Below are 9,577 nucleotides of genomic sequence, written 5' to 3'. Positions count from 1 at the left end.
GCGTCGGCGGTGCGGTGTACGACGACCGGCGCGGGGGCCGCGCCGCCGGTACGTCCTCGGCTTCCGGCAGCGTTACGTCCTCGACCGGCGTGCGCGTACGGCCGGGCAGCGGCGGCAGCCCGCCCGGCTCGGGAGCGGGCGGGGTTTCCACCTCCGGAGCAGCCGGAGCAGATCGGGCATCCGTCGTTTCCCGGCGCGTAGCCGCCGGGAGGAACGTGGCAGGCACCGCCGGAGGCGCTGGCGGGCCGGTGCGGTCGTCCGCGTGGGGCGGGCGGTTGGTCGGCGGACGTGCGGTCACGGTCTGGTCCTCCTATAGGCCCCGGCACCGCGGCCGGGGGACGGATCGGTGCTGCGCTGTCGTGCGTCCCGTACGAGTTCCCGGCTCCCCCGGCCCAAGCCCGAAACCTCCCACCGGCTCGTACGGACGCACCCTCGTCCCCTCCCCGCCCCTCACCGCGCGCCCCCGCCCGGCAAGTCGCCCCCGTGCGCCCCCGCCGCCAAGCGGCGGATCGCGGACATGGGGACCGGGAGCCAGTCGGGGCGGTGGCGGGCCTCGTACAGGACTTCGTAGACGGCCTTGTCGGTGACGTAGGCGCGCAGGAGCGCGGGGTCCTCGCGGGGGTCGTTGCCGGTGACGGCGGCGTAGCCGTCGCAGTACGCGGTACGGGCGCGGTCCGACCAGACGCTGGTGGCGGCGTGGCCGACGGCGGCGGCGTAGTCGAAGGAGCGGAGCATGCCCGCGAGGTCGCGGGCGACGGGCTGCGGGCGGCGGCGCTCCGCGAGGGGGCGGGCGGGTTCGCCCTCGAAGTCGATGAGGGACCAGCGGCTGTCGGCGGCGGTGCGCAGCGTCTGGCCGAGGTGCAGGTCGCCGTGGATGCGCTGGGCGGTCCAGGTGCGGCCCGCGCGGCCGAGGGCGGCCAGGGACTCGTACGCGGAGTGCAGCGCGGGGCCGTACGGGCGCAGTGCGGGCACGGCGGCGGCGGTCGCCTCCAGCCGTTCGGTCATCGAGACGGCGAGGTGTTCGAGCTGGGGGCGGCGCAGGGTGACGGTGGGGAGGGTGTCGGCGAGTGCGAGGTGCACTTCGGCGGTGGCGTGGCCGAGGGCTCGCGCGGACGCCGAGAAGTCCGCCTGCAACGCCAGTGAGTTCAGGGCGAGTTGCCAGCCGTCAGCCGAAGAGGCCAGGAAGCTCTGGAGGACGCCGAGCGTCATGGGTTCCCCGCCGGGCTCGGGCGGCAGCGCCTCGTACCAGGCGACCGGCGCCGGTACCCGCGGGCACTTGGCGCGGGCGAGGGCGAGGGGCAGTTCGAGGTCCGGGTTGGGGCCGGGGCAGACGCGCCGGAAGAGCTTGAGGATGTACGTTTCGCCATACACCACGGACGTGTTGGACTGCTCGGCCGTCATCAGACGCGGCGTCAGGTCCGGGTCGATGACGGCGTCCGGCGTGTGCGTGAAGCGCAGCGGCCCGAGCCGGCCCGGCGCGCGCAGCCGCTCCAGCAGGACGGCCGAGAGGCGCGAGTCGGCGAGCGCCTCGTACACGGTCAGGCCGCGCAGCGGGCCTTCCGCCGGGCGGCCGATGAGCGCGGGCGCGAGATGCGGCGGGAGCGTCTGGCGGATGCCGAGGAGCAGCTGGTAGCAGTCGGCGGCGTCGGCGGGCTCCGGCTGCGCCTGCCGCTGCGGGCCGGACTGCTGGGCCCGTACGAGCAGGTGGAGCAGGCCGGGCGAGGTGCCGCGCGGCGGGCTGGGCAGCAGCTCGGTCACGGCGACGGGGGTGAAGCCCGTGATGGGGCGGCCCTTGCCCGCGAACCAGCGCTGCCGGGGCAGCCATTCGGCGAGCATCGGCACGAGCGAGGCGAGCAGCCCGGCGTCTCCCGCGGCGGACTGGACCTGTCGTCCGGCAGCCGCGGCGGCGGCAGCGGCAGCGGCAGCCGTGGTGCTCCCGCTGCTCCCACTGCCCGCGCTGCTCCCACTGCTCCCACTGCTCGCGCTGTTCCCACTGCCCGCGCTGCTCGCGTTGGCACGGGCCGAGAATCCTTCCGGCATGACGTCGCGTCCTTTCCCCGAGCACACGACAGTTAGGGTGAAGTGTCCCGGATTGCGGCAGTGACTGTGCGGCGGTGCGGGACGTGTCGGGCGAGGATCGTCCATACGGTCAGCCCGTACGACCAGGTCGAACAGCCGAGAGTGCGTCCGGCCCGTACGGCCGGCGGGGCGGACGCGTTCCGGGAAGCCCGGCCCGTGCGGCAAGCGGTAATAGGGAGACTTCCCAGGGGCGGGTGGTGAAAACGCCCGCGCGCGCTGGGGGGCGTGCGCGGGCGCGGGTCCGCACGGCGGCCCTGAGGCGGTTCGGCGGACGGCACGCATGTCAGCGAAGGCCGGGCGGCTCGCCGTGGCGCAGCCGGAACCAGTAGAAACCGTGGCCCGCGAGGGTCAGCAGATACGGCAGCTCGCCGATGGCCGGGAAGCGGACGCCGCCGATCAGCTCGACCGGGTGGCGGCCGTTGAAGGACTGGAGATCCAGCTCGGTGGGCTGCGCGAACCGGGAGAAGTTGTTCACGCACAGGACGAGGTCGTCCCCGTGCTCGCGGAGGAAGGCGAGCACGGCCGGGTTGGAGGAGGGCAGCTCGGTGTACGAGCCGAGCCCGAACGCCCGGTTCTGCTTGCGGATCTCGATCATCCGGCGGGTCCAGTGCAGCAGCGACGCGGGGCTGGACATCGCCGCCTCGACGTTGGTGACCTGGTAGCCGTAGACCGGATCCATGATCGTCGGCAGGAAGAGCCGGCCGGGGTCGCAGGAGGAGAACCCGGCGTTGCGGTCCGGCGTCCACTGCATCGGCGTGCGCACCGCGTCCCGGTCGCCGAGCCAGATGTTGTCGCCCATGCCGATCTCGTCGCCGTAATAGAGGATCGGCGAGCCGGGCAGCGAGAGCAGCAGGGCCGTGAACAGCTCGATCTGATTGCGGTCGTTGTCGAGGAGCGGGGCGAGCCGCCGCCTGATGCCGATGTTGGCGCGCATCCGCGGGTCCTTGGCGTACTCCGCGTACATATAGTCGCGCTCTTCGTCCGTGACCATTTCCAGCGTCAGCTCGTCGTGATTGCGCAGGAAGATGCCCCACTGGCAGCGGGCCGGAATCGCCGGGGTCTTGGCGAGGATCTCGGAGACCGGATAGCGGGACTCGCGCCGTACGGCCATGAAGATGCGCGGCATGACGGGGAAGTGGAACGCCATATGGCACTCGTCGCCGCCCTGCTGGAAGTCGCCGAAGTAGTCGACGACGTCCTCGGGCCACTGATTGGCCTCCGCCAGGAGCACGGTGTCCGGGTAATGGGCGTCGATCTCGGCTCGTACGCGCTTGAGGAAGTCATGCGAACGGGGGAGGTTCTCGCAGTTGGTGCCCTCCTCGGCGTACAGATACGGGACCGCGTCCAGCCGGAAACCGTCGATGCCCAGGTCCAGCCAGAAGCGCAGGGCGGCCAGTACCTCCTCCTGGACGTCGGGGTTCTCGTAGTTGAGGTCCGGCTGGTGCGAGAAGAAGCGGTGCCAGTAGTACTGCTTGCGTACCGGGTCGAAGGTCCAGTTGGAGGACTCCGTGTCGACGAAGATGATCCGCGCGTCCTGATACTGCTTGTCGTCGTCGGCCCATACGTAGTAGTCGCCGTACGGTCCCTCGGGATCGGTGCGCGACTGCTGGAACCACTCGTGCTGATCGCTGGTGTGGTTCATGACGAAATCGATGATCACGCGCATGCCGCGCTGATGGGCCGCGTCCACGAATTCGACGAAGTCGGCGAGGTCGCCGAATTCCGGCAGGACCGCCGTATAGCAGGAGACGTCATAGCCGCCGTCGCGCAGCGGCGACTGGAAGAAGGGCGGCAGCCACAGGCAGTCGACGCCCAGCCATTGCAGGTAGTCGAGCTTGGCGGTGATGCCCTTGAGGTCGCCGACGCCGTCTCCGTTGCTGTCCTGGAAGGAGCGGACGAGCACCTCGTAGAAGACGGCGCGCTTGAACCAGTCGGGGTCCCGGTCCTTCGCCGGCGTGTCCTCGAACGTGTCCGGTACGGGCTCGTTGACGATCATTTTGTGGGTGACCCTCCGATCGGTGAGGACGGTCGCAGCGAGAACACGTGCGCGGGCGCCGGGTCGCGCCCCGGCTCAAGACGCACATAGTTGTCCCTGCCCCAGTGGTAGGTCTCACCGGTGAGCTCGTCGCGCACCGGGACGGACTCGTGCCAGGCGAGGCCGAGTTCCGGCATGTCCAACGAGACCGTCGCCTCCTGGGTGTGGTGGGGGTCGAGGTTGACGACCGTGAGGACGCATGACGCGCCGCACCGCTTCGAATAGGCGATGACGGCATCGTTGTCGACGTGGTGGAAGCGGAGGTTGCGCAGCTGCCGCAGGGCCGGATGGCGGCGCCGGAGCCGGTTGAGCGTGGTGATCAGCGGTGCGAGGGAGCGCCCGGCGCGCTCGGCCGCCGCCCAGTCCCGGGGCCGCAGCTGGTACTTCTCGGAGTCCAGATACTCCTCGCTGCCGGCCCGTACGGCGGTGTTCTCGCACAGCTCGAATCCCGCGTAGACGCCCCAGGTGGGGGAGAGGGTCGCGGCGAGCACGGCGCGCGCCGCGAACGCGGGACGGCCGCCGTGCTGGAGATACGCGTGCAGGATGTCCGGGGTATTGACGAAGAAGTTGGGCCGCATGTAAGCGGCGCTCTCCCCGGCCAGCTCCGTCAGATAGTCGGTGATCTCCTGCTTGCCGTTGCGCCAGGTGAAGTACGTGTACGACTGCTGGAAACCGAACGCGGCGAGCGTACGCATCACGGCCGGCCGGGTGAACGCCTCGGCGAGGAAGATGACATCGGGATCGGTGCGGTTGATGTCCCCGATGACCTTCTCCCAGAAGGCGACCGGCTTGGTGTGCGGATTGTCGACGCGGAAGATCCGCACCCCGCGCGCCATCCAGAACCGCAGCAGCCGGCGCGTCTCGCGGACGATGCCCGTCCAGTCCTCGTCGAACGCGAGGGGGTAGATGTCCTGGTACTTCTTCGGCGGGTTCTCCGCGTACGCGATGGTGCCGTCCGCCCGGTGGTGGAACCACTCCGGGTGTTTGTCCACCCAGGGATGGTCCGGGGAGCACTGGAGCGCGAAGTCGAGGGCGACCTCCAGGCGCAGCTCGCGGGCGCGCGCGACGAAATGCTCGAAGTCCTCCAGGGTGCCGAGGTCGGGGTGGACCGCGTCGTGGCCGCCGTCGGCGGAGCCGATCGCCCAGGGGCTGCCCACGTCGTACGGGCCCGCGCTCAGCGTGTTGTTGGGGCCCTTGCGGTAGGCAGTGCCGATGGGGTGGATGGGCGGGAGATAGACGACGTCGAAGCCCATCGCGGCCACGGCCGGCAGCCGCCGGGCCGCCGAGAGAAACGTTCCGCTACGCGGGGGCACGCCCTCCCGCACCACCGCGCCCTCCGAACGGGGGAACAGCTCGTACCAGGAACCGAACAGCGCCCGCTCCCGCTCCACCAGCAGCGGCAACGGACGCGACGCGGTCAGCAGTTCACGCAGCGGAAAGCGGTCCAGCGGCGCGCGGACCGCCGGGGCCAGGGCCGCGGCGAGCCGGTCCGCGGCGGGCCGCGACGCGTCGCGCAGCGCGTCCGCCGCCGCCAGCACCGCCTCCCGCCCATCCCGCTTGGGCACCCCGGCCGCCGCCCGCTCGTACAGCCGCGCCCCCTCCTCCAGGACCAGCGCGCAGTCGATCCCGGCGGGGATCTTGATGCCCGCCGCGTGCCGCCAGGTGGCCAGCGGATCGCTCCACGCCTCCACCGTGTACGTCCAGCGGCCCTCCGCCCGCGGGACGACCTCGGCGCCCCAGCGGTCCGTGCCCTCCGCGAGTTCGCGCATCGGCGTCCACGGGCCGCACCGGCCGGCCGGGTCGCGCAGCACCACATTGGCGCCGACCGCGTCATGGCCCTCCCGGAAGACCGTGGCGCTGATGCGGAACTCCTCGCCGACCACCGCCTTCGCCGGTCGGCGACCGCAGTCGATCAGCGGGCTGATGTCCAGGACGGGGATACGACCGATCATGGGCTCACCTGGAGGTCGGGCTGGTTCGGGGTCTGTTCTTTCTATCTGCTCCACGGGCGCGGGGCGGGCTGTGGGCATGACGGCTCCTGTCCGCGTTCACTCGGTGGGCGGAAGAGGGATGGGCCATGGGTGGCGGCTTGCGGGTGCGCGCGGGTACGTACCGAGTGAGCCTTCCCGCGCATTCCAGTCGGGCATTCCCGGAATTCGCGCAGCGCCATTTTCGATCGGGCCCGCGAGAAGGGCGCGAGAGGGGGGCGCGAGAAGGGCGCGAGAAGGCCCCGCCGCAGCGGCGGGGCCTTCTCGGTCGTACTCCGGACCGGGCGGGTTCAACAGGTTCACGGTCAGGACCTGACGCGCAGGAGTTTGTCGGACGTCAGCGGTCCGGCCCCGCCGACTCTGCCCGGAGTGGACGCCCGTACCAGCGCGTCGGCCACCTCCGCCGGGCGCGCCGACGGATGGTCGGCCAGATAGAGCGCGGCGGCGCCCGCGGCGTGCGGCGCGGCCATCGAGGTGCCGGAGAGCGTGGCGCTCGCCGTGTCGCTCGTATGCCCCGCCGAGGTGATGGCGGCGCCGGGCGCGAACAGGTCCACCGACGGGCCCCAGTTGGAGAACGGCGCCCTGCGGTCGTCGGCGTCCGTGGCGCCGACCGTGATCGCCTCCTTCACGCGGGCGGGCGAGGAGAGGTCGGCGGGCGCGCCGTTGTTGCCGGCGGCTACGGTGTAGGTCACCCCGGACGCGATGGAGTTCCGTACGGCCGCGTCGAGTTGGGGGTTGACGAAGCCGCCGATGCTGAGGTTCGCGACGGCGGGCTTCTTCGCGTGCGCCGTCACCCAGTCGATGCCCGCTATGGCCTGGGCGGTGGTGCCCGTGCCGTGCGCGTCGAGCACCCGCACGCCGACCACCTCGGCCCGCTTCGCCACGCCGTACCGCGTGCCCGCGACGGTGGCGGCCACGTGGGTGCCGTGGCCGTTGGCGTCCTCGGCGACGGCGTCGTCGTCGACGAAGTCCCAGCCGTCGACGGCGCGGCCGCCGAAGTCGCGGTGGGTGGTGCGGATACCGGTGTCCAGGACGTAGACGGTGGTTCCCCGTCCCGCGCTCGCGGGCGCGGTGTACGAACCGTCGAGGGGGCGGTCGGCCTGGTCGATGCGGTCGAGGCCCCAGGAGGGCGGGTTCGGCTGGTTGACGCGGTCGGGGCTCCGAGACGGCGGGTTCGGCTGGTTGACGCGGTTCGCGGGGTGGGAGCGCGGCTGGGGTTCGCTGTGTTTCAGCGTCACCTCGGTGTCCTGTGCGACGGAGGCGACCGCCGGGTCGGCCGCCAGCCGCCGCGCACGGTCTGCGTCGGCCCGTATCGCGTAGCCGTTCAGCGCCGTGCCGTAGGTGTGGCGGATGCGCGCCCCGTACGACCGTACGAGCTTCCGCCCCGCCTCGGAGGACGCCGCGACGCCGCCCGGACCGGTCTTCAGCGTGACGATGTAGCTGCTGCTCACGGCGGCGGGCGAGCCGGCCGCGAGGACGCGGCCCGACGGCGGTGCGGCGTACGCCGGGAGCGCGACCGCCGTGAGAACGGCCGCCGTGGCGCAGGCGGTCAGCCCCTCGGCCAGTCGGCGGCGGCTGGTGCGCGACAAGGCCATGCCCTGAGCCCCCTTCTCCACTGCTGCGCTACTCGGCACGTGCCTCACACCTTCCCGTGGGCCACGGACCGGTACAAGGCCGCTCATGGGGGCGGAATCGGCCAAATCGCCCGGGGTGGAGGCGGGTGGCGGGGGCGCGAAGCCGAACGTCGAGCGTGGTCGCGGGGCATAGACCGGCGTGTCCTGCCGGTGTCCGTTGCCGTCTTCTGCATTGGTTCCGTATTGGTTCCGTATCGGCGGCCGGTTGTGCCGAGACCCGCCGCAGGTTGTCGAGACCCGTGACCCCTCCCGCCGCTAACGTCGAAGCGTGAAGGCCATTCGTCGTTTCAGCGTGCGCCCCGTCCTTCCCGAGCCCCTACGACCGCTCAGCGAACTGGCGCGCAATCTGCGCTGGTCCTGGCATTCCGAGACCCGTGACCTCTTCCACGCCGTCGACCCCGAGGGCCACCGCGCCGCCGACTGCGACCCGCTGCGGCTGCTGGGCACCGTGTCCGCGGGCCGGCTGGCGCAGCTCGCCGGGGACCGGCGCTTCCTGCGCCGGCTCACGGCCGCCGCCGACGATCTGCACGACTACCTCGGCGGCCGGCGCTGGTACCAGGAGCAGAGCGACGACCTGCCGGCCGCCGTCGCCTACTTCTCGCCCGAGTTCGGCGTGACCGGGGCCCTGCCGCAGTACAGCGGGGGCCTGGGCATCCTCGCCGGGGACCACCTCAAATCCGCCAGCGACCTCGGCGTCCCGCTCATCGGCGTCGGGCTCCTCTACCGCCACGGCTACTTCCGCCAGTCCCTCTCCCGCGAGGGCTGGCAGCAGGAGCACTACCCGCTGCTCGACCCCAACGAGCTGCCGCTCGCCCTGCTCCGCGAGAACGACGGCCACCCCGCCCACGTCTCCCTCGCCCTGCCCGGCGGGCGCTCCCTGCGCGCGTACGTCTGGCAGGCCCAGGTCGGCCGGGTGCCGCTGCTGCTCCTCGACTCCGACGTGGAGGAGAACGACCCGCGCGAGCGCGACGTCACCGACCGGCTGTACGGCGGCGGCAGCGAGCACCGGCTGCTCCAGGAGATGCTGCTGGGCATCGGCGGGGTGCGGGCGGTCCGTATGTACTGCCGGCTCACCGGCCACGCGGACCCCGAGGTGTTCCACACCAATGAGGGCCACGCGGGCTTCCTGGGCCTGGAGCGCATCCGCGAACTGGCCGCGAACGGCCTCGAATTCGCCCCGGCGCTGGAGTCCGTGCGGGCGGGTACGGTCTTCACGACGCACACGCCCGTACCGGCGGGCATCGACCGCTTCGACCGGGAACTGGTGGCCCGCCACTTCGGCACGGGGGCCGAGCTCCCGGACATCGACATCGAGCGCGTCCTCGCGCTCGGCCTGGAGACCTACCCCGGCGGCGACCCGAACTGCTTCAACATGGCCGTCATGGGGCTGCGCCTCGCCCAGCGCGCCAACGGCGTGTCCACGCTGCACGGCGAGGTGAGCCGGCGGATGTTCGCGGGGCTGTGGCCGGGCTTCGACGCGGCCGAGGTGCCGATCGCCTCCGTCACGAACGGGGTGCACGCGCCCACCTGGGTCGCGCCGGAGGTCTTCCGGCTCGGCGCCCGGCAGATCGGCGCGGGGCGCACGGAGGACGCGCTGGCGGTGGGCGGCTCCGAGCGCTGGGACGCCGTCGCCGACATCCCGGACGGCGAGATCTGGGAGCTGCGCCGCTCGCTGCGCGAACAGCTCGTGGCCGAGGCGCGCGAACGCCTCGCCGCGTCCTGGCGGGAGCGCGGCGCGGGCACGGCCGAACTCAGCTGGATCGAGGGGGTGTTGGACCCTGACGTCCTCACGATCGGCTTCGCGCGGCGCGTCCCCTCGTACAAGCGGCTGACCCTGATGC

General features: G+C 72.2%; 5 protein-coding genes. 1 reads left to right on the top strand and 4 read right to left on the bottom strand.

Features of this window, described 5'->3' with window-relative positions; all coding sequences use genetic code 11:
- Positions 1-450: 450 nt before the first annotated feature.
- From ACFU99_RS20790 to ACFU99_RS20775, 4 genes are all read right to left on the bottom strand, one after another.
- Positions 451-2,040, bottom strand: a complete 1,590-nt coding sequence (locus ACFU99_RS20790; protein ID WP_384394106.1) for a maltokinase — start codon at positions 2,038-2,040, stop codon at positions 451-453.
- A gap of 322 nt (positions 2,041-2,362) precedes the next feature.
- Positions 2,363-4,075, bottom strand: coding sequence for a maltose alpha-D-glucosyltransferase (gene treS, locus ACFU99_RS20785; RefSeq protein ID WP_384394104.1), 1,713 nt, complete (start codon positions 4,073-4,075; stop codon positions 2,363-2,365).
- Positions 4,072-6,066, bottom strand: a complete 1,995-nt coding sequence (locus ACFU99_RS20780; protein WP_384394101.1) for an alpha-1,4-glucan--maltose-1-phosphate maltosyltransferase — start codon at positions 6,064-6,066, stop codon at positions 4,072-4,074. Before ACFU99_RS20780 ends, treS begins: the two co-directional genes overlap by 4 nt.
- A 341-nt stretch (positions 6,067-6,407) precedes the next feature.
- Complete coding sequence (locus tag ACFU99_RS20775) at positions 6,408-7,697, bottom strand: S8 family peptidase (protein WP_384394099.1); 1,290 nt, start codon at positions 7,695-7,697, stop codon at positions 6,408-6,410.
- 307 nt (positions 7,698-8,004) lie between these two features.
- Here ACFU99_RS20775 and glgP point away from each other — a divergent pair.
- Positions 8,005-9,577: alpha-glucan family phosphorylase (gene glgP / locus ACFU99_RS20770; RefSeq protein ID WP_384394098.1), on the top strand; the 1,573-nt coding region annotated here is incomplete at its 3' end.

The organism is Streptomyces sp. NPDC057654 (assembly GCF_042800135.1).
Lineage (GTDB): Bacteria > Actinomycetota > Actinomycetes > Streptomycetales > Streptomycetaceae > Streptomyces.
This window is presented reverse-complemented; position numbering and strand designations above follow the sequence as displayed.